The 24,562-nt window shown below is 73.8% G+C and carries 25 protein-coding genes and 1 tRNA gene; 15 read left to right on the plus strand and 11 right to left on the minus strand.

Annotation, left to right across the window (positions count from 1 at the left end; all coding sequences use genetic code 11):
- Nucleotides 1-50: 50 nt before the first annotated feature.
- Complete coding sequence (locus FB380_RS17510; protein ID WP_166756632.1) at nucleotides 51-1,055, plus strand: extracellular catalytic domain type 1 short-chain-length polyhydroxyalkanoate depolymerase; 1,005 nt, start codon at nucleotides 51-53, stop codon at nucleotides 1,053-1,055.
- Here the strand turns inward: FB380_RS17510 and FB380_RS17515 are convergent.
- Complete coding sequence (locus FB380_RS17515; protein WP_229682228.1) at nucleotides 1,033-3,780, minus strand: ATP-binding protein; 2,748 nt, start codon at nucleotides 3,778-3,780, stop codon at nucleotides 1,033-1,035. The two genes, FB380_RS17510 and FB380_RS17515, sit on opposite strands and share 23 nt — an antisense overlap.
- Nucleotides 3,781-4,054: 274 nt before the next feature.
- On the opposite strand from FB380_RS17515, the gene FB380_RS17520 reads away from it, so the two are divergent.
- A complete protein-coding gene (locus FB380_RS17520) occupies nucleotides 4,055-4,603 on the plus strand; it encodes a hypothetical protein (RefSeq protein WP_166756634.1) in 549 nt (182 codons plus the stop codon).
- A gap of 48 nt (nucleotides 4,604-4,651) precedes the next feature.
- Here FB380_RS17520 and FB380_RS17525 read toward each other — a convergent pair whose 3' ends face one another.
- Genes FB380_RS17525 through FB380_RS17535 form a run of 3 tightly spaced genes read right to left on the minus strand, consistent with a single transcriptional unit; the run spans nucleotide 4,652 to nucleotide 6,692 of the window.
- Entirely contained in the window at nucleotides 4,652-5,599 is a 948-nt protein-coding gene (locus tag FB380_RS17525; RefSeq protein ID WP_166756635.1) for a DUF5996 family protein, read from the minus strand.
- Nucleotides 5,596-6,354, minus strand: a complete 759-nt coding sequence (locus FB380_RS17530; RefSeq protein WP_208383671.1) for a flavodoxin family protein — start codon at nucleotides 6,352-6,354, stop codon at nucleotides 5,596-5,598. The genes FB380_RS17525 and FB380_RS17530 overlap by 4 nt, the downstream gene beginning before the upstream one ends.
- A gap of 17 nt (nucleotides 6,355-6,371) precedes the next feature.
- On the minus strand, nucleotides 6,372-6,692 hold the full coding sequence (locus FB380_RS17535; RefSeq protein WP_188959654.1) for a GNAT family N-acetyltransferase: 321 nt from the start codon (nucleotides 6,690-6,692) through the stop codon (nucleotides 6,372-6,374).
- Between the two features lie 416 nt (nucleotides 6,693-7,108).
- On the opposite strand from FB380_RS17535, the gene FB380_RS17540 reads away from it, so the two are divergent.
- Nucleotides 7,109-8,365: an MFS transporter gene (locus tag FB380_RS17540; protein ID WP_166756636.1), complete on the plus strand. Its 1,257-nt coding sequence runs from the start codon at nucleotides 7,109-7,111 to the stop codon at nucleotides 8,363-8,365.
- Nucleotides 8,366-8,516: 151 nt separating this feature from the next.
- Here FB380_RS17540 and FB380_RS17545 read toward each other — a convergent pair.
- A tRNA-Leu gene (locus tag FB380_RS17545) sits at nucleotides 8,517-8,601 on the minus strand.
- Nucleotides 8,602-8,687: 86 nt separating this feature from the next.
- Between FB380_RS17545 and FB380_RS17550 the strand changes: the two genes are divergently transcribed.
- Together FB380_RS17550 and FB380_RS17555 are read left to right on the plus strand one after the other, a co-directional pair.
- Nucleotides 8,688-10,010, plus strand: a complete 1,323-nt coding sequence (locus FB380_RS17550; protein WP_166756637.1) for a M20/M25/M40 family metallo-hydrolase — start codon at nucleotides 8,688-8,690, stop codon at nucleotides 10,008-10,010.
- Nucleotides 10,011-10,014: 4 nt separating this feature from the next.
- Entirely contained in the window at nucleotides 10,015-10,839 is an 825-nt protein-coding gene (locus FB380_RS17555) for an SDR family oxidoreductase (RefSeq protein WP_166756638.1), read from the plus strand.
- Between the two features lie 8 nt (nucleotides 10,840-10,847).
- Here FB380_RS17555 and FB380_RS17560 read toward each other — a convergent pair whose 3' ends face one another.
- Nucleotides 10,848-11,585, minus strand: a complete 738-nt coding sequence (locus tag FB380_RS17560) for a GAF and ANTAR domain-containing protein (protein WP_166756639.1) — start codon at nucleotides 11,583-11,585, stop codon at nucleotides 10,848-10,850.
- Between the two features lie 140 nt (nucleotides 11,586-11,725).
- On the opposite strand from FB380_RS17560, the gene FB380_RS17565 reads away from it, so the two are divergent.
- A complete protein-coding gene (locus FB380_RS17565; RefSeq protein WP_166756640.1) occupies nucleotides 11,726-12,682 on the plus strand; it encodes an NADPH:quinone oxidoreductase family protein in 957 nt (318 codons plus the stop codon).
- Nucleotides 12,683-12,739: 57 nt separating this feature from the next.
- On the opposite strand, the gene FB380_RS17570 is transcribed toward FB380_RS17565, so the two are convergent.
- Nucleotides 12,740-12,943 carry a DUF5703 family protein gene (locus FB380_RS17570; RefSeq protein WP_036332716.1) on the minus strand — a complete coding sequence of 68 codons (204 nt, stop codon included), beginning with the start codon at nucleotides 12,941-12,943 and terminating at the stop codon, nucleotides 12,740-12,742.
- Nucleotides 12,944-13,092: 149 nt separating this feature from the next.
- On the opposite strand from FB380_RS17570, the gene FB380_RS17575 reads away from it, so the two are divergent.
- On the plus strand, nucleotides 13,093-13,347 hold the full coding sequence (locus tag FB380_RS17575; RefSeq protein WP_166756642.1) for a hypothetical protein: 255 nt from the start codon (nucleotides 13,093-13,095) through the stop codon (nucleotides 13,345-13,347).
- A gap of 67 nt (nucleotides 13,348-13,414) precedes the next feature.
- On the opposite strand, the gene rpsD is transcribed toward FB380_RS17575, so the two are convergent.
- A complete protein-coding gene (gene rpsD, locus FB380_RS17580; protein ID WP_166756643.1) occupies nucleotides 13,415-14,020 on the minus strand; it encodes a 30S ribosomal protein S4 in 606 nt (201 codons plus the stop codon).
- 67 nt (nucleotides 14,021-14,087) lie between these two features.
- Between rpsD and FB380_RS17585 the strand changes: the two genes are divergently transcribed.
- Nucleotides 14,088-14,882 carry a DUF2470 domain-containing protein gene (locus FB380_RS17585; RefSeq protein ID WP_166756644.1) on the plus strand — a complete coding sequence of 265 codons (795 nt, stop codon included), beginning with the start codon at nucleotides 14,088-14,090 and terminating at the stop codon, nucleotides 14,880-14,882.
- A gap of 50 nt (nucleotides 14,883-14,932) precedes the next feature.
- Here the strand turns inward: FB380_RS17585 and FB380_RS17590 are convergent, their stop codons facing one another.
- From FB380_RS17590 to FB380_RS17600, 3 genes are read right to left on the minus strand one after another with little or no spacing between them, the layout of a single operon-like run.
- Nucleotides 14,933-15,199 (minus strand): GlsB/YeaQ/YmgE family stress response membrane protein, encoded by a 267-nt coding sequence (locus tag FB380_RS17590; protein ID WP_208383672.1) that lies wholly within the window; start codon nucleotides 15,197-15,199, stop codon nucleotides 14,933-14,935.
- A gap of 57 nt (nucleotides 15,200-15,256) precedes the next feature.
- Nucleotides 15,257-17,203, minus strand: a complete 1,947-nt coding sequence (locus FB380_RS17595) for an AAA family ATPase (protein ID WP_166756645.1) — start codon at nucleotides 17,201-17,203, stop codon at nucleotides 15,257-15,259.
- Nucleotides 17,204-17,205: 2 nt separating this feature from the next.
- Nucleotides 17,206-18,186 (minus strand): aldo/keto reductase, encoded by a 981-nt coding sequence (locus FB380_RS17600; RefSeq protein WP_166756646.1) that lies wholly within the window; start codon nucleotides 18,184-18,186, stop codon nucleotides 17,206-17,208.
- Between the two features lie 158 nt (nucleotides 18,187-18,344).
- On the opposite strand from FB380_RS17600, the gene FB380_RS17605 reads away from it, so the two are divergent.
- From FB380_RS17605 to FB380_RS17635, 7 genes are all read left to right on the plus strand, one after another.
- Nucleotides 18,345-19,178 (plus strand): undecaprenyl-diphosphate phosphatase, encoded by an 834-nt coding sequence (locus FB380_RS17605; RefSeq protein WP_166756647.1) that lies wholly within the window; start codon nucleotides 18,345-18,347, stop codon nucleotides 19,176-19,178.
- A 142-nt stretch (nucleotides 19,179-19,320) separates the two neighbouring features.
- A complete protein-coding gene (locus FB380_RS17610) occupies nucleotides 19,321-20,022 on the plus strand; it encodes a histidine phosphatase family protein (RefSeq protein ID WP_166756648.1) in 702 nt (233 codons plus the stop codon).
- Between the two features lie 10 nt (nucleotides 20,023-20,032).
- Complete coding sequence (locus FB380_RS17615; RefSeq protein ID WP_166756649.1) at nucleotides 20,033-20,584, plus strand: DUF3090 family protein; 552 nt, start codon at nucleotides 20,033-20,035, stop codon at nucleotides 20,582-20,584.
- 12 nt (nucleotides 20,585-20,596) lie between these two features.
- A complete protein-coding gene (locus tag FB380_RS17620; protein ID WP_208383673.1) occupies nucleotides 20,597-21,469 on the plus strand; it encodes an SCO1664 family protein in 873 nt (290 codons plus the stop codon).
- A 180-nt stretch (nucleotides 21,470-21,649) separates the two neighbouring features.
- Entirely contained in the window at nucleotides 21,650-22,036 is a 387-nt protein-coding gene (locus FB380_RS17625; RefSeq protein ID WP_166756650.1) for a VOC family protein, read from the plus strand.
- A gap of 92 nt (nucleotides 22,037-22,128) precedes the next feature.
- A complete protein-coding gene (gene mshC, locus FB380_RS17630) occupies nucleotides 22,129-23,412 on the plus strand; it encodes a cysteine--1-D-myo-inosityl 2-amino-2-deoxy-alpha-D-glucopyranoside ligase (RefSeq protein WP_166756651.1) in 1,284 nt (427 codons plus the stop codon).
- Nucleotides 23,409-24,458: an HD domain-containing protein gene (locus tag FB380_RS17635; RefSeq protein WP_166756652.1), complete on the plus strand. Its 1,050-nt coding sequence runs from the start codon at nucleotides 23,409-23,411 to the stop codon at nucleotides 24,456-24,458. Before mshC ends, FB380_RS17635 begins: the two co-directional genes overlap by 4 nt.
- The last annotated feature ends 104 nt before the right edge of the window (nucleotides 24,459-24,562 follow it).

Raw genomic sequence — 24,562 nt, forward strand, 5'->3', positions numbered from 1 at the left:
GAGCGCACCGGTCCCGTGGCGGGTGGCGCCTGGTCGCTCCGGTGGTCTCCGTGCTGCTCGTCCCTGCGGTCGTCGCTGTCCTCAGCGTGCTCCACTTCGGGTGGCCGTGGGCGGGCGGGCCGGGGGACCGCGACCACGTCCATCACGCCACGGACGGCACCCGGCAGAACTACCGGGTCCACCTGCCCCCGCAGTACGCCGGGGGCACCGAGCTGCCGGTGATGATGGCGATCCACGGGTGCGGGATGTCCGGCTTCGGCTGGAACTCGATGCAGCGCACCACGCAGTTCGACGTGCTCGCCGACCGCCAGGGCTTCATCGTGGTCTACCCGACGCAGCAGCCCTTCGAGAGCCTGCTCAACTGCTGGAACTCGGCGGATCCGCGGAACCAGCAACGCGGCGCCGGCGAACCGGCACTGCTGGCCGGGGTCGCGCGCGAGGTGGTCGACACCTACGGCGCCGATCCGGCCCGGGTGCACGTCGCCGGGGCGTCGTCGGGAGCGGGGGCGGCCGTCGTCCTCGCCGCCACGTACCCCGACGTGTTCGCGACGGCGACCTCCGTCGCCGGTGGTGAGTTCGGCCTGGACCAGGTCGATGCCGATGATCCGGACGGCACGCCGGTGAGCGCGACGGCACGGCAGGCACGGGCGCAGATGGCCGACCGGGAGCGGCACGTCCCCCTGCTGGTCGTCCAGGGCGGTCAGGACGACGTGGTCCCGACGATCGTCGGCGAGCGGCTCGTGGAGCAGTGGACCCACGTCAACGACCTCGTCGACGACGGCCTGCTCAACGACAGCCTCGCGCTCACCGCCACCACGACGTCCGTCCCCGCCACCCGGGGCCGCCACGCGTACGAGCACACCGTCCACGTCACCGCTGAGGGGCGCACGCTCGTCGAGTACCTCCTCGTGCCCGAGATGGAGCACGCGTGGCCGGGGCCTGACGGCGAAGGCCTCTTCACCGACCGGGCCGGACCGGACGTCGCCGAGTTCGCCTGGCGTTTCGCGCAACGCCACGACCTCGGCCCTCCGGTCAGGGGAGCCGCAGGTCCCTGAGCTGCCGGCGGGAGGTGATGCCCAGCTTGCGGAAGATGTTGCGCAGATGGGCCTCGATCGTGCGCGGGCTGAGGAACAGCTGCTCGCCCACCTCCCGGGAGGTCGCCCCGGTAGCCACCAGCCGGGCGATGTGCAGCTCCTGGGCGGTGAGCGCATCGGTGGACTGCTCGGTCCGGCTACGCGGGTGCTCGCCGGTGGCGCGCAACTCGCGGGCGGCCCGGGCGGCGAACGCCTCCGCGCCCATGCCCGTGAGCATCTCGTGGGCGGTGCGCAGTTGGTCCCGCGCGTCCTGGCGGCGCCCCCCCCGGCGCAGCCACTCCCCGTAGACGAGATGGGTGCGGGCGAGGTGAGTGGCCATCTGGCAGTTCCGGAGAGACTCGATGGCCTCGCGATAGTCCTGCTCGGCTGCCGCCCCGGTGCTGGTCAGCGCGCGCGACCGAGCCGCCATCCCGACCGCCCACGGGGTGCCGCTGGCGCGGGCACGCGCACTCAGCTGCTCCAGGGCGGGGGCCGCACGATCCGGCCGGCCGGAGCGGGCGGCGGCTTCGACGAGTTCCGGGAGGGCCAGGTTGCTGTGGGTCAGCTCGTGGGCCTCGCACGCCCGTGCGGCGGCGTCCAGTGCGACCGGGTGATCGCCCAGCCCGTTGGAGAGCACCGACATCGCGTAGTGGGCGAGGGCCACTTCCGTGCCGTGCTCACGCCCGGCCGCCTCCTCGATGCTGGCCGCACACAGCTCCTCGGTCCGGGCTCGATCGCCGCGCCAGGCGAGGAGGACCAGCTGTGCGTACCGGAGCGGAACTGCCCCGGTGGCGCGGGTCAGCTCTTCGCCCTCGGCGGTGAGCTCGACGGCCTGCGACGTCTCGCCGGTGAGCACCAGCGAAGCGGCGAGGAAGACGAGCGCTCCCGGGAGTGCCGCCAAGGCCCCCGCTTCGCGTGCGTGCGCGACGTTGCGGCGGGCCAGCAGGAGGGCCATCTCGTCGTCGAAGAGCCCCGCGGCGGTGCGGCTGGCCAGCCAGAGCCAGCGGTGGCTGTCGTCGTGAGCCCTCGCCTCGGCGGTCGATTCCTGCGCACGGAACGCCTGCACCGCCCGGCGCAGGCCGGGCACGCCCGCTCCGTAGCCGTTCGTGAACGCCGTCACGAGGCCGTCCAGCAGCAGATCGGCCGGCTTCGGTGGCCCGGGCGGTGGGGGAGCGCCCCGGGCGGCTTCGGCCACCTCCAGCAGGCCGCGCCTCGGTCCACCGAGGATGGTCGCCGCATCGAGCGCGTGCAGGTAGGTCTCGCGGGACAGTGCGGGGTCCAGCGGCGCGAGCGTCGCGGCGGCATCCAGGAGCTTCCCGGGCACAACGCTGCCGTGGGTCAGGTGGAAGGCCACCTGGGCCTCCAGCAGCTGGAGGCGGGCGTGTTGCAGGGCGTCCAGCGGTCCGGCTGCGGCGACCGACAGCAGCTCCAGCGCGACGGCGGACGCGCCCGCCTCGTGCTTGGCGTAGGCGGCTTCGAGCGCCCGTCTCGCACGGGTGGGCGGCTCGGGGGTCAGCTCGGCCGCGTGCTGCAGGTACGCGCCCGCGGCCGCCACCCCGCCACGGGCCTGTGCTCGGCCGGCCGAGCGCTCCAGCGCCGCGGCGGCTTCTTCGTCGACTCCGGACACGGCCTGCGCGCGGTGCCAGGCACGGCGATCGGGGTCGACCTGCCGATCGGTCGCCTCGGCCAGGGCACCGTGGGCGCGGCGACGGTCCGGTGCGTTGGCCGCCTGGTAGACCGCCGAGCGCACCAACGGATGGCGGAACCGCACCCGGGTGCCGATCTCCACCAACCCGGCCGCTTCCGCGGGCACGGCGGCGTCGCGGTGGAGCCCGAGCTGCCCGGCGGCACGCCACAACAGCGCCGCATCGCCGGTCGGCTCGGACGCGGCGACCAGCAGCAGCAGCTGCGTCTGGGCCGGCAAGTTGCCCGAACGGTGCTGGAAGCTGTGCTCGACGCGGCGAGGGACGTCCGGCCCATCGGGCAGCTCGAACCCCCCAGCCAGGTGCGCCGGTTGCGCGTTGCGGGGCAGCTCCAGCAGCGCCAGGGGGTTGCCACGTGCCTCGGCCACGATGCGGGCGCGTACGACCTCGTCCAGCGGGACGCGGGAGGTGGCGGTCAGCAGTGCCTCCGCGTCGGCCTCACCGAGCCGGGCCAGACGTAGCTCGGGTAGCCCGGAGAACGGGAGAGTCTCGCCCTCGTCCGGGTCGCGCACCGCGAACACGAGCACCAAGCGTTCGGCCCCCACCCGCCGAGCCACGAACTCCAACACCTGCGCGGACGCCTGGTCCAGCCACTGCGCATCGTCGACCAGGCACAGCAGCGGGTCCTCCTCGGCGGCCTCGGCCAGCAGGTTGAGCACGGCCAGCCCGACCAGGAACCGGTCGGCCGCCGTCCCGGCGCGCAGCCCGAACGCAACGCCGAGAGCAGCCCGCTGCGGGTCGGGCAGCGCACCGGCGCGGTCCAGCAGCGGTGCACACAGCTGGTGCAACCCCGAGAATGCGAACTGCGTCTCCGACTCGGCCCCCATCGCGTGCTCCACCCGGAAACCGGACGAGACCGCCGCGTCGCGGACGCGCTCCAGCAGCGCGGTCTTCCCGATCCCGGCTTCCCCGCGCACGACGAGGGCGGCGCTGCGCCCGGCACGCGCCCCGGCGAGCAGCTGCCCGACCGCCTCGTGCTCGGCGTGCCGGCCCACGAGCCCCACCAGCGCTCCTCGTCCGTAGCCGGCTGTTCTCGTCGGCAGCCTAGGTGTCTTCCACCGACGCGAGGGAGCCGCGAGTGCTGCGAGATTTGCGCCACGGCAACGGAGGACGACGAGCGGCCCCGGGACGACCGGTTCGCACCCGAGCAGCTCGAGGCCACCGGAGGGCGGGCTCACCTGCAAGGTCGGCCGCTGCCCGGCGCCGATGACCGGACCGGGTTCCCGGCGGTCGTGACCATGCGCCCGCCCGCGGAAGGGGGTCGAGCACGTGCGAGATGTGTCGGACCCATTCCTGCTCGGCATGGCCGGGATCTCCGCGACCCTGCTCGGCACGTTCACCCTCGGGGTGTTCTTCTACCTCAACTCCTCGCTGCACTCCGAGCGCGGGCCGGGCGCGGCCGCGGACCGGTACATGCGGTCCGGCGCCCGGTGGGTGTTCGTGGCCTACAGCCTCCCGCTGCTCGTGCCGGTCGTCCTCGTGGGGATGGGACCCGGGTGGGCGGCGGCGTCCTTCGCGCTGCTGGGCGCAGCGCTCGTCGCGGCGACCGTCGACACCTCCCGCCGGATCATGGCGAGGGGGTCGACGCGCTTGTCGGCGTCCGTCGCCGTGAACGAGATCGCCACGACCGTCCTGGTCCTGCTGCTGGTGGTCCTACCGTGGGCCGCCGGCGGGTGGCTGCCTCCTCCGTCGGCATTCGTCCCGTCGCTGCTGCTCGCGCTCGTCGCCGCCTTCACCAGTACGGCGACCGTGGTCATGTACACCTTCGACCGCGCCGAGGACGAGGCCGAGCACATGGAGGAGCGGCGGACCTCCGAGGCCGGGTGAGGGGAGCCGGCCCCTGGACCTCCGGTCGACGGGAGTGCGCGGACCGCCTCAGCGGTCGGCGGGCGCTGGGGCCCGGTGCCACCGGCGAGGATCGTCCTCCAGCGCTGCGCGGTCCCAGCGAGCGAGGTCCGCGGGCGCCTCGTACGTGGTGCGGAGGAACTCGGCGACCGCGCGGTCCGGGTCGGGCGCGGCCCGGGCGACCTCGTAGGGCAACAGGAACTGCTGGAACTCGGTGCTGAAGTAGGCCCCGTCGGGACCGATCGGCTGCTCGGCCAAGCCATCGGGTGCCGGGTAGGCGTAGGAGTAGAAGGCGCCCTCCTCGCCGCCACCGGGCCAGAACCCGCAGCTCGACAGCTCCCGGGAGTAGCCCTCGACCATGACCCAGTCGCCGCAGTTGGGCGCTCCTCCGGGGTGCGGCGGGGCAGTGCGCCCGGAGAAGCGGGTGCAGGCGAGGTCCATCGCGCCCCAGAAGAAGTGCACCGGGCTGACCTTGCCGACGAAATGGGACCGGAACTCGCCGATCACGCGGTTCGCCTGCAGCAGCTGCCGCCAGAAGAGGGTGGCCGCCTCGCCGTCGTAGGAGGCGTGCTCGTGGTCCTCGGCGAAGGGGATCGCCGGGTCGACCTCGTTGGGGTGGGGCCGGATCGGCGCCTCGATGCCGAGCCGGGCGAGCACGTCCAGGGTCCGGGCGTAGAACTCGGCAACCGGCATCGGCCGGAGTGGGAAGCCCCCGACGCCGCCGGTGCTGCTGCGGACCTCGAGCCGGTGGCCGAGGAGGTCGAACTCGATCTCGAAGACCCCTGTGAGGTGCGGGATGGCCGACGTCGTCAGTCCGCGCGGGCTGACGTAGAGGGTCACCTGCCACCAGTGGTTGATCAGCGGAGCGTGGGCCATGCGGATCTTCCCCACGATCTGGGTCCACATGTGCAGCGTCTCGCGCGTGGGGGTCCAGTCCGAGACGCGGAGGCTCGGCCAGTTCGTCGTCGGCGTGGTCATCGGTACTCCGGGTTGGCGAGGTGGGGGTGCGAACCGGCGTCCCAGGCCGTGCGCTGGTTGCCGTAGGCGGGGAGCCCGCCGGCGCTCCGGATCATCGACGCGAGGTGCAGCAGGTTGTAGGCCATGAAGGCGATGTTGCGGTTGGTGAAGTCGTTCTCCGGGCCGCCGGAGCCCTCGTCGAGGTAGGAGGGGCCGGGGCCGACCTCGCCCAGCCAGCCCGCGTCCGCCTGGGGCGGCACGGTGAAACCGATGTGCTGCAGGCTGAAGAGGATGCTCATCGCGCAGTGCTTGAGACCGTCCTCGTTGCCGGAGAGCAGGCAGCCAGCGACCCGCCCGTAGTAGGCGTACTGGCCGCGCTCGTTGAGCACGCCGGAGTAGCCGTAGAGCCGCTCGATCACCCGCCGGGTCACCGAGCTGTTGTCGCCGAGCCAGATCGGTCCGGCGATGACCAGGATGTCAGCGGCCAGGATCCGGGTCTGCAGGGCCGGCCAGTCGTCTCTGTCCCACCCGTGCTCGGTCATGTCGGGGCGGACGCCGGTGGCGATCGCGTGGTCGACGGCGCGGATCTGGTCCACGGAGACCCCGTTGGCCTCCATGATCGCGACGCTGCGGTCGATCAGGCCCTGGGTGTGGCTGCGTCCGGGGGAGGGGGTGAGGGTGCAGTTGACGTAGACCGCGCGCAGCCCGGAGAAGTCGGGTCTCTCGATCCCGGGTGCAGGCCGGAGGGATCCGTGCAGGTCGTCTCCGGACGGCACAGCGGTGTCCCGCCCCACTAGTCGGTGACCTTGGCCGGGGGAGCGTTGAAGAGCACGTCGCGGTACTCGCGGTGTCTGCGCAGCCAGCCGAGGATGAAGGGGCAGACCACCAGCGCCTTCAGCCCGCGGTCGCGGACGTCGTCCAGCGCGGCACGGGCGAGCGCGCTGCCGACGCCTCGGCCCTCGAAGGAGGCGTCGACGTCGGTGTGGCTCAGCACCACCAGCTCGCTGGTCTCCTGGTAGTCGATGAAGCCCGCCACCGTCGTCCCGTTGACGGCGGCCTCGTAGCGCCGCCGGTCCGGACTCCTGGTCACTGTCATGTCGGTCGACAGGGTCATTCGGTTCTCCTGGTGTCGGCGGTGCTGGTCTGCTCCGGGGCCCAGGCTGGCACCGGCGTGGACGGTCTCGCGTCGGTGAAGACCACGTAGTCGACGTCGTGCGGCTCGCATGCCGGAGGAGAACCGCCGCGGCTCCGTCCCCTGGTCGGCCGCCCCTCCATGGCCTCGGCCGGGTCGGCACGAGCCCGGGAGCGGAGCTGCTCCAACGCCTCGATCGCGTTCCCCGGCTGACGTACGGGCGGCACGGCCACGACTTACGTGGGTTCCACCGACGCGAGCTGGTGGCGCCGGTGCGAGCGTGACGGCACGACGGAGCCCGCCACGGCTGCGCCGACCCAGCCCCGACCGTGGGCACGCCGGCGCACGGCGTCTCCGGCCCTCGACCGCGCCGCTACGGCACAGTTCGGAATGAGAATGTGAAGCGCGTACCGATCGCCTACCTGTCCTCGTACGTCCTGTCCGTCCTGGGCAACTCGATCGCGGCGATCGCGCTGCCGTTGATCGTCCTGCAGACCACCGGCAGCGTCCTGGGCGCCGGCGCGGTCGCTGCGGCAACGGCCGTCCCGGCCGTTCTCGCCGGGCTCCTGATGGGCGTGGTCATCGACCGGATCAACCGCCGCACGTCCTCGGTGCTGACCGATCTGGTGTCGGCAGCGGCGATCGCGGCTCTGCCGCTGATCGACCTGTTCTCGGAGCTGAACCTGGGGTGGTTCATCCTCTTCGGGGTGATCGGCTCGCTCGGCGACGTCCCCGGGCTGACCGCTCGGGACGCGTTGCTGCCGGCGATCGTGCGCGACGGTGGGATCACCGCGGAGCGGCTCCTGGGCCTCCGGGAGACCCTCGGTGCGGTCGCGCTCCTCCTCGGACCGGCGGCGGCCGGAACCCTGATCGTGCTCTTCGACGGGTCGACGGTGCTGTGGATCACCGCGGCGTCCTCGCTCGCCGGAGCACTCACCACGCTGCTCATCCCGCACCGCGTCGGCGTGATCAACCCCGGAGAGCGCGACGCCGCGCCCTTCACGGGGGGCAGCTGGACGCAGCTGCGGGAGGGCTGGCGCGTCCTCTTCCGCAGCCGTTTCCTGCTCGCCGTCACGACCCTCACCGTGGCCTCGGCGGTCGTGCTGGCCGCACTGCAGGGTCTCGTCCTCCCCGTGTACTTCACGCTCGTCGAGCAGCCGGGCATGCTCGGCTTCGTCCTGACCGCGCTGGCCGCCGGCCTGCTCGTCGGCGGCCTGGTCTACACGATCGCCGGGGCTCGCGGGCGTCGCCGGGCGTGGTTCGTCACGGGACTGGTCGGGACGACGCTCGGCTTCGCTCTCATCGCACCCCTGGCCTCGGTGTGGATCGTCTTCGGCGGGGCGTTCGTCGTCGGGCTCTCCAGCGGGCTGTTCAGCAGCCTGATCGGGGTGCTCATGATCGAACGGGTCCCCGAGCAGATGCGGGGCCGGGTACTGGGCACCCAGAACGCGGTCATGACCGCAGCCCCGCCGGTCGGGATCATGGCCGCCGCGGTGCTGACCGCGACCGTGACCGTGTACGTCGCGGCTGTCGTGCTGACGGCGGTGTGGCTGGTCGCTCTGGCCGTGGGGGTGTTCGCACGATCGCTGCGTCACCTCGATCCGGTGGTGGAGCAGCCGACAGGTGACGAGGAGACGGTGCTCAGCGGTGCGTAGCGGCGAGTTCGCCGGCCTTCTCGGCGAGTGCACGCGCGACCGGTCGACGAGCGACGACACCAGGCGCTCGCATCGTGCGGTCAGGGATGAAGGGGAACGCCAGGAGATGCACGAAGCGCCCGCGGTCGATGACCGCGGGCGCTGTCTGCTGTGTCCGAGGGGGGACTTGAACCCCCACGCCCGATAAAGGGCACTAGCACCTCAAGCTAGCGCGTCTGCCATTCCGCCACCCGGACAAGGTGGGCACTCCGCGGAGCGCCTCGATCAGCATAACCGAGGCCGCTCCGGGTCCGGGACAGGGGCCGGTGGCACCATCGACCGCATGTCGCAGCCCACCCCGCTCGCCGGTGCCCAGTCCGAGGTCGCGGACCTGCTCTCCGACCTCATCCGCATCGACACCACCAACACCGGCGACTCCGCCACCAGCGCGGGGGAGCGGAAGGCCGCCGAGTGGGTCGCCGCCAAGCTCGACGAGGTCGGGATCAGCTCGGTCATCCACGAGTCCGAGCCGGGGCGGGCCAGCCTGGTCGCCCGGATCGAGGGGACCAACCGCGACCGCCCGGCGCTGCTGGTGCACGGCCACCTCGACGTCGTCCCCGCCGACCCGGCCGAGTGGAGCGTCCACCCGTTCAGCGGCGAGCAGCGTGACGGCTACGTGTGGGGCCGCGGCGCGGTCGACATGAAGGACATGGACGCGATGACCCTGGCGCTGGTCCGCGACTGGGCCCGCACCGGCGTGAAGCCCGACCGGGACATCGTGCTGGCCTTCGTCGCCGACGAGGAGGCCGGTGGTCGCAAGGGCGCCCACTACATGGTCGACTCCCACGCCGACCTGTTCGAGGACTGCACCGAGGCGATCAGCGAGGTCGGCGGGTTCAGCATCACCGTCCGCGACGACCTGCGCCTCTACCTGGTCCAGACCGCCGAGAAGGGGCTGGCCTGGATGAAGCTGACCGCCCAGGGCCGCCCCGGCCACGGTTCCTTCGTGCACGAGGACAACGCCGTCACCCGCCTCGCCGAGGCGATCGCCCGGATCGGCTCCACCCGGCTGCCCACCGTGCTCACCCCGCCGATGCGCGAGTTCCTCGACGCGGTCAGCGACGCCTACGGCGTCGAGATCGACCCCAACGACCCGGACGAGGCACTGGCCAGGCTGGGCAGCATCAGCCGCATGATCGGCGCCGCGCTGCGCAACACCGCCAACCCGACGATGCTCGACGCCGGCTACAAGACCAACGTCATCCCCGGCACCGCGAGCGCCACCGTCGACGGCCGCTTCCTCTACGGCCAGGAGGCCGAGTTCGAGAAGCAGCTCGACGAGCTCCTCGGCGCAGGCATCACCCGGGAGTGGATCACCTACGACCAGGCCGTGGAGACGACGTTCGACGGCCCGTCGGTCGACCTGATGGTCCAGGCGCTGCAGGCCGAGGACCCGGGCGCCCGCGCCGTCCCGTTCACCATGAGCGGCGGCACCGACGCCAAGAGCTTCGAGACCCTGGGCATGCGCTGCTTCGGCTTCTCCCCGCTCAAGCTCCCCGCCGAGCTGGACTTCGCCTCGCTGTTCCACGGCATCGACGAGCGCATCTCCATCGACTCGATGCAGTTCGGCATCCGGGTGCTCGACCGGTTCCTGCGCCAGGCGTGATGTGATGCCGGGCGTGACCGACACCACTCCCACGCCCGGTTCGCCCGCCCCCGGCGACGTCGCCCTCGTCACCGGGGGGACCGGTGGCTTCGGCCGCGCCCTCGCCTCGCTGCTCCGCGAGCGTGGGGTGACCGTCGTCCTCGCCGACCTCGACAGCGCGGCCAACCGCGAGGTCGCCGAGGGCCTGGGGGCGCACTTCGTGGCCCTGGACGTCACCGACCGGGCCGCCAACGCCGCCGTCGTCGCCGGGGTGGAGGCCGAGCACGGCCGGCTGGACGCCGTCTTCCTCAACGCCGGCATCGCGGGTGCGTCCCGGCACGCCCTGGACGTCGACGAGTTCCTCCGGGTGGTCGACGTCGACCTGTTCGGCGTGGTCTACGGCACCGAGGCCGCGCTGCCCGCGCTGCGCCGCGCCGGGGGCGGCTCGATCGTGGTGACCGCCTCGCTGGCCGGCCTCTCGCCGATGGCCACCGACCCCGGCTACAGCGTCGCCAAGGGCGGGGCGGTGGCGTTCGTCCGCTCGATGTCCACCCGCCTGGTGGACGACGGCATCACCATCTCCGCGATCTGCCCCGGCTTCGCCGACACCGCCATCATCGACCCGCTGCGCGAGGAGTTCGCCGCCGCCGACTTCCCGGTGCTGACGGCCGGCGAGGTCGCCGAGGCCATGGTCGCCGCCTGGGCCGGCGCAGAGCCGGGCGCGGCCTACGTCGTCCAGCCGGGGGTGGGGGCCGTGCCGTACAAGTTCAAGGGCGTGCCCGCCGCCCGGACGGCGAGCGGGGAGACCGCGGTCGTCCCCACCGCGCTGCGGCCGCCGTCCATGCGCTGAGACCGCGGTCAGGTCGGCAGCTGCCCGGTCTGCACGATCCGCTCGGCGAGCACCCGCACCTTCCGGTTGGTGCGCTGACTGGCCTCGACGAGCCACCGGTGGGCCCGCTCCTCGGTCACGCCGAGGCGGGTCATCACGATCCCGATCGCCATGGCGATCGTGCGGTTGGTGACCAGCGCCGTCTCCAGGTGCGCGATGCGCTCCTGGGCCTCGCCGTGCGCCGCCAGGGCCGAGGCCACCGCCTCGCGGTCGCGCTCCCGGGCGGCCGCTGCGGTCACCAGGTCGGCGGCCAGCGCGAGGAGCGCCAGCTCCGCGGCGCCGAACTCGGCACGGGTGCGGGACCCCAGCGACAGGGTGCCCAGCAGGGCCGGTCCCGCGACCAGCGGGAAGCTGGCGTACGCGGTGGCGTCCAGTTCGCGGGCCAGGGACAGCCGTTCGTCGGGGTCGGCGTCCACCCGGGCGTGCGCCTCGGGACGGCGCTGCTCGGCGACCAGCCCGCAGACGGCGTCACCGAGCGGCACGACCTCCAGCGCGGGCCGGTGCTGCTCCGCCACACCGATGGTGGTGTGCAGGCGCAGCTCACCGGCCGCCGGGGGCAGCTCGTAGCGGATCGAGAAGTCCAGCCCCAGGGGCCGGCCCAGGTCGTCGACGAGTCGTTCGACCAGGTGGTGGGAGGGGCTGCCGGCGGCCAGGTCGGCGCTCAGCCGGCCGAGGGTGCGCAGGGCGGGCTCGACGTGGGAGATCACGGGGGTGGGTTCCTCCGGCGTACAGGGGACGCCTTCCTCTCGACGTCAGCCGTTCCAGGGTAGGAGCATCTGCGTTGCCTGCAACGGACCTCCGTCACCCGGGTGACCGCGGTCACCAACGCTCTGGCAAGGTGCCGGGCATGCGTGCATGGCGAGTCCACTCCCTGGGGAACCCGGCCGAGGTCATGTCCCTCGACGAGGTCGCGGAGCCGGTCCCGGCCGAGGGCCAGGTGCTGGTGAAGGTGCGGGCGGCCGGGCTCAACTTCCCCGACGTGCTGATGGCGATGGGCCAGTACCAGGAGCGGCCGCCGCTGCCGTACACCCCCGGCGTCGAGCTGTGCGGTGAGATCGTCGAGACCGGTCAGCGGGTGCTCGGCTCACCGTCCGGCGGGCCCGGCGCGTTCGCCGAGTACGCGCTCATGGACGCCGCCGCGGCCTGGCCGGTGCCCGACGGGATGTCCGACGAGCAGGCCGCCTCGCTGTACCTGACCTACCAGACCGGCTACGTCGGCCTGCACCGGCGCGCAGCGCTGCAGGCGGGGGAGTGGCTGCTGGTGCACGCCGGGGCCGGCGGCGTCGGGACGGCGGCGATCCAGCTCGGCAAGGCCGTCGGCGCCAAGGTGATCGCCACCGCCGGTGGGGAGCGCAAGACCGAGGTCTGCCGCTCGCTCGGCGCCGACCACGTCATCGACTACACCACCGAGGACTTCGTCCCGCTGGTCAAGGAGATCACCGGCGGGCACGGTGCCGACGTCGTCTACGACCCGGTCGGCGGTGAGGTGTTCGACAAGTCCCGCAAGTGCATCGCCTTCGAGGGGCGGCTGGTCGTCGTCGGCTTCACCAGCGGCACGATCCCGCAGGCGCCGGTCAACCACGCGCTGGTGAAGAACTACAGCATCGTCGGCCTGCACTGGGGTCTGTACCGCAAGTACGACCCGGCCCGGATCGGGCTGGTGCACGAGGCGCTGTGCGACCTGTTCGCCGACGGGGCGATCGACCCGCTGGTGGGTCAGTCCCTGCCGCTGACCGAGCTGCCGCAGGCGATGGCCGCCATCGCCGACCGCAGCACCGTCGGCAAGGTCGTCCTCCGGCCCTGACGGCCCCGTCGCAGGGCCCCGCCGCGAGCCTGCGGGTGGTGGGGGGCGACGGGGTCCTCAGACCATGGGGCGCGGCAGGTAGGACAGCCGCATCCGGCGCCGCATGATCACCTTGCGGGTGCCGTCGGCGTGCAGCTGGAGCCGGGCGAGCTCCCAGCCACCGGTGTCGGACTGCATGCTCATCAGCTGCGCGGCCGCGGAACGGGAGATGCCCGCCGGGATGCGCAGCGGGGCGTACTCGTACTCGCCGGGTGCTGACACCTCGACGATTGTGCCTGCCGGACGCCTGCGGGTCATGTGGTGGTCACCACGGCGCCACCCGGTCCGGGTGTCGCACCGGCGGAGTGCGGGCAGGGGAGGACGGCGCGGCCCGGCACCTGGCCGGGCCCCCGACCAGCGAGGGAGTCCCCATGACCGACCCCGAGGCCACCGACGCCGACCGCCTGGAGCAGCAGCGCAGCACCGACGCGACCGGTCCGGAGCTCGCCGACGAGGTGACGCCCCCGGGCCCGGAGGTCCCCGAGGCCGACGCCGTCGAGCAGCAGCTCAGCGCGACCCCGGGCACCTCGACGGGCCTGCGGGACGCCGATCCGGAGGCCGACGAGTACGACGTCCTGGAGCAGCAGGCGGCCGTGCCCGAGGACGAGGACGAGCAGCGCAGCTGACGGCTCCCGGGCGGGCCCGCCGGCGTCCGGACCGCCCACCGGCGGGCAGGGCCCGGCTCGGACGGCGTCAGCGGGAGTAGTGCTCCACGACCAGCTGCTCCTCGCAGACCACGGGGACCTCGGAGCGCTGCGGCCGGCGGAGCACCACGCACCGCAGCTCGGCGAGCTGGACCTCCAGGTACGCCGGCGCGGCCGCGTGCGCCCCGGAGGCGGCGACCTGGAAGGGCAGCTTGGCCTTGCTGCGCTCGGCGATCTCCACGACGTCGTAGGGCTGCACCTGGTAGCTGGGCCGGTCGACCCGCCGGCCGTTCACCGTGACGTGCTGGTGGCTGACGGTCTGCCGGGCCTGGTAGATGGTCCGGGCGAACCCGGCGCGCAGCACGGTGGCGTCCAGCCGTGCCTCCAGCTGGTGGGTGATCAGCTCCTCGCCGGTCTTGCCGCCGCTGCGCCGTGCCCGGTCGAACGCCGAGCGGAGCTGTGTCTCGCTGATGTCGTACTGGGCGCGCAGTCGCTGCTTCTCCAGCAGCCGGGTCTTGTAGTCGCTGGTGTTCTTGCGCTTGCGACCGTGCTCACCGGGCGGGTACGGGCGCCGCTCGAAGTAGCGGACGTCCTTGGGGGTGAGCGGGATGCCCAGCGCGCGGGAGCGCCGGACCTTGGGGCGGGAGCTGTTCACACGGTCCTCCGGTTCGGTTAGGCTCACCTTACCGCGATGTCGAGTCGTCCTGAACCCGGAGTGCCGCATGACACGATCGACCCGCCCCGCCGCCCCCGGGCCCTCGTCCGACGCGCTCCGGCCCACCGGAGCCGAGCGGGCCCGCACGGTGGCGGCCCGGCCGGCGGCCGCGGTCTGCGCCGCCGGCATCGACGGCAGCCGCGTGCTCGGCCACGCCCTCACCGCCCAGGGGCAGGTGCTCGTCGTGGTGCCGACCGACGGTGAGGTCAACCGCGCGGTCCAGGCGTCCGCCGACGGCGACCTCGCCGCGCTGCTGATGGTCACCGACCACGCGCCGGTGCCGCTGCGGGAGCCGGTGCGCGCCCAGGTGTGGCTGTCCGGCTGGCTCACCCCGCTGCTGCCGGCCGATCAGCGGGAGGCCGCGCTGGCCTTCGCCGAGGTCGCGCCGGTGGGCGCGCTGCTGGACGTCGGGCGCAGCGCCGCGCTGCTGCGGCTGGACCTGGCCGAGGTCGTGCTGGGGGAGTGCGGCACGGTCACCGAGATCGACCCGGACGAGTTCCTCGGTGCCGCGCCCGATCCCCTGGCCGCGGTGGAGGGGCAGGCCCTGCAGCACCTCGACGTCGCCCATCCCGAGGAGCTGGCCCTGCTGTGCTCCCGGGTGCCGGCCGCCTGGGTGGGGCGCGGCGACGTCGTCCGCCCGCTCGGCCTGGACCGGTACGGCTTCCGCCTGCGGATCGAGCAGCGCGCCGGCCACCGGGACGTGCGGGTGCCGTTCGCGACGCCGGTCACCTGCGCCGAGGACCTCGGCCCGGCGGTGCACCGGTTGCTCTGCGCCGTGAGACGCGCCTGCCCGGGGCGCTGACCACCAGGTCGGCGCCCCGGGCAGGGGGGTGGTGCGTCGAGCAGGCGAGGTCAGTTGACCTTGCGCCGGCCGCCGCTCATGCCCTCGGCGACGCCGATCAGCAGCACGGCGGCGACGATCGCGACGATGCCCCCGATGATGTTGAGCTCGCCGAAGTCGCCGGTGCCCAGGAGGGTGGCCACGACGCCACCGATCAGGGAGCCGACGACGCCGAGGGCCAGGGTGGCCAGGATGCTGAGGTTCTGCTTGCCCGGCTTGATCAGCCGCGCCAGCGCACCGACGATGAGACCGAACACGAGGAAGCCGATGATGCCCATGGGCTCGTGCTTTCCCGCAAGATCAACGCAGCAAACGCCCGCCGGCTGACGGGTGGGTCACTCCGCCAGCTCGGCGAGCAGGGTCGCCAGCCGGGTGCGCCGCGGCCGGACGTCGACCTCCCGCACCGCGCGGGCCAGCGCGGCCCCGCTGGCGTGGACGATCGACAAGTGCCGCTGGGCCCGGGTGAGGGCGGTGTAGACCAGCGGCCGGGACAGCATCCCGCCGGCCTCCGGGGGCAGCACCACGACGACGCCGGGCCACTCCGAGCCCTGCGCCCGGTGCACGGTGATCGCCCAGCCGTGCCGCAGGTCCGACAGCGCCTTGCCGTTCACCGTGACCGGGCCCGAGCTGAAGTCGACGGTGAGCGAGCCCTCGCCGGTGCCGGTGACCACACCGACCTCGCCGTTGGCGAACCCGATCGGCTCCAGCTCCAGGTGGTTGGCGGTGGCCACCACCCGGTCGCCGACGTCGAAGCCGAACACCGTGCCCTCGCCCGGGTTGAGCTGGGCCTTCAGCGCCTTGTTCAGCTCGATGGTACCGGCCGGGCCGCGGTGCACCGGGGTGACCACCTGCACCGTCGCCGGGTCGATCCCCAGGGCCCGCGGGATCGAGTCGGTGACCAGCTGCACCACCCGCTTGGCCGCCTCGGCGCTGCCGGTGGCCGGCACGATGACCACCTCGCGGTCCGGGGACTCCACCTGCACCAGCTCCCCGCCGCGGACCCCGGTGGCCAGCCGGGCGATCGCCCCACCCGCGGCCTGCCGGTGCAGCGTGGTCAGCTCGGTCACCGGGACCGCGCCGGAGTCGATCAGGTCACCGAGGACGTGGCCCGGGCCGATCGAGGGCAGCTGCGCCGGGTCGCCCACCAGCAGCAGGTGGGTGCCGTCCGGGCAGGCCTCCAGCAGGGCCGCGGTGAGCTCCACGTCCAGCATGGAGGCCTCGTCGACCACCACGACGTCGGCGTCCAGTGGCCACTCCTCGTTGCGGGCGAAGCTGCCGGTCATGCCCTGCGCGCCGAGCAGCCGGTGCACGGTCACCGCCGGGTGGTCGGTCAGCTCCTCCAGCCGCTTCGCCGCCCGGCCGGTCGGCGCCGCCAGCGCGACCTCGGTGCCCTTGGCCTGCAGCAGCTCCACCAGCGAGGCCACGGTCCGGCTCTTCCCGGTGCCCGGCCCGCCGGTGAGCAGGGAGATGCCGGCGCCGAGCACCTGGGCCACCGCGGCCTGCTGCGCCGGGTCCAGGCCCTTGGCCACCGACCGCACCGACGCCGGGTCGGCGATCCGCCCGCTGGTGGCGGCCAGCCGGTGCACGTTCTCCGCCACCGCCTCCTCGGCCATCCCGTACCGGGCCAGCGACAGGGTCCGCAGCGCCGGGTCCGGTTCGGGCAGCTCGTCGGCGTCGTCGTCCGGCTCGACGAACGGCGGCTCGTGCTCGAGGACCTCGCCGGACTCGACGGCGGCCACCACCGCGGCGGCCGGGTCGGCGATGCCCTCGGCCCGCAGGGCCGCCACCACCAGGTCGGCGGGGAGCACGGTGTGCCCGTCCCGGGTCGCGGTCCGCAGCGTCAGCCCCACGATCGCCCGGCCGCGGCGGCTGTCCTGCCGGTCGGCACCGGACAGGACGGCGATCGCCAGCCGGTCGGCCTCGGCCAGCGTCACCCCGGTGAGGCCGAGCAGCGCCCAGGGGTCGTCCCGGAGCCGGCGGGCGGCGTCCGGGCCGAGCGCGTCGGCGGAGTTGACGGCCAGCCGGGCGTTCAGCCCGGCGCCGACCAGCAGCTCGACGACCTCGTAGGTCGACCGGGCGGCCAGGAAGGAGCTGAACAGCCGCTCGGCGCGCTGCCGGCCCACCCGGGGGAGCTTGAGCAGCCGGTCGGCGCTGACGTCGTCCGGGCCGGTGATGCCGGCGGCCGGCAGGTCCGCCGCCGTCCGCTTGCCCAGCCCCGGCCACAGGCCGGCGGCGCAGAAGGCGGTGAAGACGGGGTCGCCGGGGGAGGCGGGGGTGCTCACGGTCAGTGCTCCCGACGCTGCTCGGGGTAGGAGAAGTGCGGCGCGGACACGTCGTCCAGCGCGGTGGTGATCGCCGGCGGCAACCGCACGCCCTCGGCGTCGAGGGCGGCCTGCAGCTGCTGGGCGGTGCGGGCCCCCACGATCGGGGCGACCACGCAGGGCCGGTCGCGGAGCCAGGCCAGCGCCACCCCCTGCGGCGTGGTGCCCAGGCCCTGGGCCGCGGTGATGACCGCCTCCACCACCCGGTCGGCGGTCGCCGAGCGCAGGCCGTCGATGAAGCCCAGCCACTGCGCGGACGCGCCCCGGGAGTCGGCCGGCGTGCCGTCCCGGTACTTGCCGGTCAGCAGCCCCCGGCCCAGCGGCGACCACGGCAGGATGCCCAGCCCGAGCGCCTCGGCGGCCGGCTGGACCTCCCGCTCGACACCGCGCTGCAGCAGCGAGTACTCGACCTGGGTGCTCACGATCGGGGTGCGCCCGGGCCAGACCCGCTGCCAGGTGGCCGCCTGGGCGGTCTGCCAGCCGGAGAAGTTGCTCACCCCGACGTAGCGGGCCCGGCCGGAGGAGACGGCCAGGTCGCAGGCGGCCAGCGTCTCCTCCAGGGGCGTGGCGTCGTCCCAGGCGTGCAGCTGCCACAGGTCGACGTGATCGACCCCCAGCCGCTCCAGGGACGCGTCCAGCGCGGAGAGCAGGTGCCCGCGCGAGGCCCCCCGGCCCATCGGCCCGGGCCCGGTGCGACCGGCCGCCTTGGTGGCGACCAGCACGTCGTCCCGCGGGACGACGTCGGCCAGCAGCCGCCCGAGGGTCCGCTCGCTCTCCCCGTCGGCGTACACGTCGGCGGTGTCGACCAGCGTGCCGCCGGCGTCGACGAACGCCGTCAGCTGCATCGCGGCCTCGTCCTCGTCGGTGTCCCGGCCCCACGTGAGGGTGCCCAGCCCGAGCCGGGAGACCACGAGCCCACTGCGTCCGAGCGCCCGCTGTTCCACGACGGGTCAACCTACCGTCGCGCACGTCTCACCCCCGGAAGGGCGGAGCCCCGGGAGGTCGCGGGCCCGCAGCAGGGTCGGGCACCTAGGGTGCCTGCCGTGCAGTCGTCCTCCGCGTGCCCTGACCACCCCCCGGCCGAGCAGCGGAGGCGCTGACCGTGGGCTGGGTCGAAGCCGTCGTCCTCGGGCTGGTCCAGGGCCTCACCGAGTTCCTGCCGATCTCCTCCAGCGCCCACCTGCGGGTGGTCGGCGAGGCGTTCGGCTGGGGTGACCCCGGGGCGGCGTTCACCGCGATCACCCAGATCGGTACCGAGCTCGCCGTGCTCATCTACTTCCGGCACGACATCTGGCGGATCATCACCGCCTGGGTCCGCGCGCTCGTCGACCGCTCGGCCCGCAGCGACCCCGACGCCCGGATGGGCTGGCTGATCATCATCGGCAGCCTGCCGATCGTCGTCCTCGGGCTGCTGTTCCAGGACTCGATCGAGACGACGTTCCGGGACCTGCGGATCATCGCCGTCGCTCTCATCGTCTTCTCGCTGGTCCTGTGGTGGGCCGACCGCCGGGGCAGCACCGAGCGGGACCTGCCCGACCTGACCGTCCGGCACGGCCTGACCTTCGGGTTCGCCCAGGCGATGGCGCTCATCCCGGGCGTCTCCCGCTCCGGCGGCACCATCACCGCCGGCCGGTTCCTCGGCTACAACCGGGCCGCGGCCGCGCGCTACTCGTTCCTGCTCGCGGTCCCCGCCGTGCTCGGCGCCGGGTTCTTCCAGGCCTACGAGGCCTTCACCGGCGGCACCGAGGGCCCGGCGCTGGCCTGGGGCCCGACGGTCCTGGCCACGGTGATCGCCTTCGGCATCGGGTACGCGGTCATCGCCTGGCTGCTGCGCTACCTCGCCCACGGCAGCTTCGCCCCGTTCGTGGTCTACCGGATCGCGCTCGGCGTGCTCGTGCTGGTGCTCGTCGGCACCGGCGTCCTGCAGCCCACCTGACGGAGGGCCCCGTCCGCCGCACCCCCGTGAGCACGGGGTGGGCCGCTGGACGGGGCCTTACAGTCGGTCGGGTGCGCGGGTCCCACCGCGCGCGGGCTCATGTCGGGCGCCTGCCCGCGGGCCGATCCAGGAGGCAAGCCCCATGACGACGGTCATCCTGCTCAGACACGGCCGGACGACGGCCAACACCGCCGGCGTGCTGGCCGGCTGGACCCCCGGGGTGCAGCTGGACGACACCGGTCAGGCCCAGGTGCAGGCGGTCGCGCAGCGGCTGACCGACGTGCCGCTGGCCGCGGTGGTGAGCAGCCCGCTGGAGCGCTGCCAGCAGACCGCCGGCACGGTCGCCGAGGGGCGCGCCCTGGAGGTGCAGACCGACGACCGGTTCGGCGAGGCCCGCTACGGCGACTGGACCGGCCGCCCGATCAAGGAGCTGGCCAAGGAGCCGCTCTGGAAGGTCGTGCAGCAGCACCCCTCCGCCGCGGTCTTCCCCGGCCCCGAGGGGGAGGGGCTCGCCCAGACCCAGGCCCGCGCGGTGGCCGCCGTCCGGGAGTGGAACGCGAAGCTCGGGCCGGACGCCGTCTGGCTGGTCTGCAGCCACGGCGACGTGATCAAGGCGGTCCTGGCCGACGCGCTGGGGATGCACCTGGACTCCTTCCAGCGCATCGTCGTCGACCCGGCGTCCCTGTCGGTGGTCACCTACACCGACACCCGGCCGTTCCTGGTCCGGGTCAACGACACCGGCGGCGACGTGTCCGCCCTCATCCCGCCCAAGAAGAAGCGCGGCCGGCGCAAGCCCTCCTCCGACGCGGTCGTCGGGGGCGGCGCGGGCTCCGGCGCCGCGTAACCTGATCGCCGTGCCTCGTCAGGTCTTCCTCTTCGATCGCCCCACCCGGTTCGTCGCCGGCACGGTGGGCCAGCCCGGCGACCGCACCTTCTACCTGCAGGCCTCCGACGTGGCCGGCCGCACGATCAGCGTGGCGCTGGAGAAGACGCAGGTCCAGGTGCTGGCCGACCGGATGAGCGAGCTGCTCGACGAGGTGGCCAACCGTGCCGCCGTCGTCGTCCCGCCCGACGCCGACGTCGACGACCTCGAACCGCTCACCGCCCCCGTCGACGAGGAGTTCCGCGTCGCCGCGATGGGCCTGGCCTGGGACGGCGAGGAGGACGCGGTCGTCGTCGAGGCCGTCGCCGCCGGCGAGGAGCCCATCGAGGAGGACGCGATCCTCTCCGACAGCGACGAGGGCCCCGACGCCCTGCGGGTGACGATCACCCCGGTCGCGGCCCGGGCGTTCGTCGCCCGCGCCCGCCGGGTCATCGCCGCCGGCCGGCCCTCCTGCCCGCTGTGCTCCCTGCCGCTGGACCCGGCCGGCCACGTCTGCCCCCGGCAGAACGGGTACCGCCGCTGAGCCGGCGCTGCGATGACCGCGCCTGATCCCCGCGACGACCCGCTGGAGCACCCGCTGACCGACGAGCCCCTCGAGCTGGACGACGAGCTGGACGACGACGAGTTCGAGCCGGACGACGGCGACGTCGTCGAGCTGGACGTCGCCGCGTTCGACCACGGTGACCGACGGCCGCCCCAGGGCGCCGACGAGGTCGCCACCCTGCTCCGCGAGGGCGTGCTGGACATGGAGGGCCGGCTGCTCGACGCCAGCAACGTCACCCTGATCGGGGCGATCCGCACCGACCAGCTGGCCGCCACCTGCGTGTACAAGCCGGTGGCGGGGGAGCGGCCGCTGTGGGACTTCCCCGACGGCACCCTCGCCGGGCGGGAGATCAGCGCCCACCTGGTGTCGGAGGCGACCGGCTGGTCGATCGTGCCGCCCACCGTGCTGCGTGAGGGCCCGTTCGGTCCCGGCATGGTGCAGCTGTGGATGGACGCCGACCCCGCCGTCGAGCTCACCGAGTTCGTCCGGCTCGACGTCCCGGAGCTGCGCCGGATGGCCGTGTTCGACGCGGTGGTGAACAACGCCGACCGCAAGGGCGGCCACATCATCCCGATGCGCGGCGGACACGTGTATGGCGTCGACCACGGGATCTGCTTCTCCGTCGACCCCAAGCTGCGCACCCTGCTGTGGCGCTGGGCCGGCAAGCCGCTGCTCCTGGAGCACCTGGCCGTGCTGGAGCGGCTGGACGAGCAGCTGCGCGGGGAGCTGGGAGAGCAGCTGCACGAGCACCTCACCCGGCGCGAGGTGCGCCGCACCCAGCAGCGGGTGGCCGAGCTGCTGCGCACCCGGGTGCACCCGCAGCCCAGCGGCGACTGGCCGGCGCTGCCCTGGCCGCCGTTCTGAGCTGAGCAGCCGGTCGTCCTCCGGACGACACCGGGCAGCCGGTCGTCCTCCGGACGACACCGGGCAGCCGGTCGTCCTCCGGACGACACCGGGCAGCCGGTCGTCCGCCGACCTCGACCCGAGGTCGAGGTCGCGGGTCAGGGCGTTGCCCCGCTCCGCCGGCTCCTGCCAGGGTGGGGGATGCCGCACCGCAGCCGTCTCGCCGTCCTGCTGATCGACCTGCCGCCGCAGCTGCACGACCGCGGACAGCGGTTCTGGTCCGCCGCCACCGGCCACCCCGTCGAGCCCGACACCATCGACGACGCGTGGTCCTCCCTCGGCTCCTTCGCCCACGGGTTCCACCTGGAGGTCCAGCGCACCGGGCCCGGAACCCCGCCCCGCTGGCACGTCGACATCGAGACCGACGACGTGCCCGCCGAGGTGGCCCGGCTGGAGGCGCTCGGGGCCGTCCGGATGGTCGACATGGGCGGGTTCTGGCAGATGAAGGACCCCGCCGGGCTGCTGTTCTGCGTGGTCGGCATCCAGACCGGGGAGGAGTTCGAGCGGCACGCGACCACCTGGCCGTGACGGCGCCGTCCGACCCAGCGGGACGGTGGGGGAGCGGCCACCAGGACCGGGTGGCGTGCCGCCTCGTCGGTGGCCGGATCTAGGCTCGTGACGTGCTCTCCTGGCCTGCCCCGCTGCTCCCCACCCTGCCCGGGTCCGGCCCCGCTCTGCGGCTGTACGACACCGCCCGCGACGAGGTGGTCGAGACCTCCCCGGACCGCACCGCCCGGATGTACGTCTGCGGCATCACGCCCTACGACGCCACGCACCTCGGCCACGCGGCCACCTACCTGGCCTTCGACCTGGTCAACCGGGTGTGGCGGGACGCCCGGCACGCCGTGCACTACGTGCAGAACGTCACCGACGTCGACGACCCGCTGTTCGAGCGGGCCGACCGCGACGGGGAGGACTGGATCGTCCTCGGCATGCGCGAGACGGCGCTGTTCCGCGAGGACATGACCGCCCTGCGGGTCCTGCCGCCGGAGGACTACGTCGGCGCCGTCGAGTCGATCCCGCGGATCGCCGCGCACGTGGAGACGCTGTGGGACGCCGGCCTGGCCTACCAGCTGGACGACGGCACCGGGGACGTCTACCACGACATCACCCAGGCACCCGGCTTCGGCTCCGAGTCCGGCTACGACGAGTCCACGATGCTGCGGCTGTCCGCCGAGCGCGGCGGCGACCCCGACCGGGCCGGCAAGCGCCACCCGCTGGACCCGCTGCTGTGGCGGGGGGCCCGCGAGGGCGAGCCCTCCTGGCCCGGTCCGCGGGGTGTGGCGGGCCGCCCGGGCTGGCACGTCGAGTGCGCCGCCATCGCGCTGGACCGGATCGGCATGGGCTTCGACGTCCAGGGCGGCGGGAGCGACCTGGTCTTCCCGCACCACGAGTACTCCGCGGTCCACGCCGAGGCGCTCACCGGCGAGAAGCCCTTCGCCCAGGCCTACGTGCACGCCGCGATGATCGGGCTGGACGGCGAGAAGATGAGCAAGAGCCGGGGCAACCTGGTCTTCGTCTCCCGGCTGCGCGGTGACTCCGTGGACCCGATGGCGATCCGCCTGGCGCTGCTGTCCGGGCACTACCGCACCGACCGGGCCTGGACCCCCGACCTGCTCGCCCAGGCGGAGCGGCGGCTGGACACCTGGCGGCGCGCCGTGGAGCTGCCGCTGGGCGCGCCGGCGGGCCCTGTGCTGGCCACCGTCCGGGAGCGGCTGGCCGACGACCTCGACAGCCCCGGCGCGATCGCCGCCATCGACGCGTGGGCGGCCGCCAGCCTGGCCGAGGCCGCCTCGGGTCCGGGTGTGCCCGCCGCCCAGGCCGGTGACGACTGGGACGAGCAGTCGCCCGTGATCGTCCGCGACCTCGTCGACGCACTGCTCGGCGTGGCCCTGGCGCCGTGAGCGCCGCGCCGTCGGGGTTCCGGCTCGCCGACCGGGGCGCCCGGGAACGCGCCGAGGAGCTGCTCGCACCTAGCGCGGCCCGCTCGGTCGCGACCCGCGGTCGCGCCCGGCCCGAGCCGGAGGACGCGCTGCGGACGGCCTACGAGCGGGATCGCGACCGGATCCTGCACGCCAAGGCCTTCCGGCGGCTCAAGCACAAGACGCAGGTCTTCCTGCACCCCGACGGCGACCACTTCGTCACCCGGTTGACCCACACCCTGCAGGTCACCCAGGTCGCCCGGTCCCTGGCCGCGGCGCTGTCGCTGAACGAGACCCTCGCCGAGGCGATCGCGCTGGCCCACGACGTCGGCCACTCGCCGTTCGGGCACATCGGCGAGGAGGCGCTGGAGCCCTACGTCGCGGGCGGCTGGCACCACGCCGCCCAGGGGGTCCGGATCGTCGAGGTGCTCGAGGACCTCAACCTCACCTGGGAGGTCCGGGACGGCGTCCGGGCGCACAGCTGGAAGATCACCCCGCCGCCGGCCACCCGCGAGGCCGAGTGCGTCCGGTACGCCGACCGGATCGGCTACCTGTCCCACGACGCCCTGGACGCCGTGCGGGCCGGGGTGCTGCGCGCCGGGGACCTGCCCGCCCGCACCCGCAGCACGTTCGGCGCCCCTGGCAGCGCCATGGTGGGGGCGATGATCGAGGCGGTCGTCGAGGGCACCCTGTCCCCGGTCAACACCACCGGCAGCGTCGTCATGGCCCCCGACGCGCTGGAGGCGATGCAGGAGCTGCGGGCGTTCATGTTCTCCCGGGTGTACGAGTCCGACACCGCCGCCGGGCAGAAGCACGTCGCGATCGAGGTGATCCGCCGGCTCGTCGACCACCACCTGGCCCACCCCGAGTTGATCCCGGCCAGCTACCGGGACACCGAGGCCGACCAGGTCACCCAGGTCGTGGACTACGTGACCGGCATGACCGACCGGTTCGCGCTCACCACCTACGACCGCCTCTTCGACGACACCGCCACCGTCCGGATGCGCCCGCTGCTCGTCACCCCCTGAGCGGGCGCTCACGACGAGAACGGGCTGAGGGTCGTCACCTCGTGGAGGTGACGACCCTCAGCCCGAGGTGATCATGGGGCGCCGAGATCAGCTCGTGCCGCCGC

The organism is Modestobacter marinus (assembly GCF_011758655.1).
Classification (GTDB): domain Bacteria; phylum Actinomycetota; class Actinomycetes; order Mycobacteriales; family Geodermatophilaceae; genus Modestobacter; species Modestobacter marinus.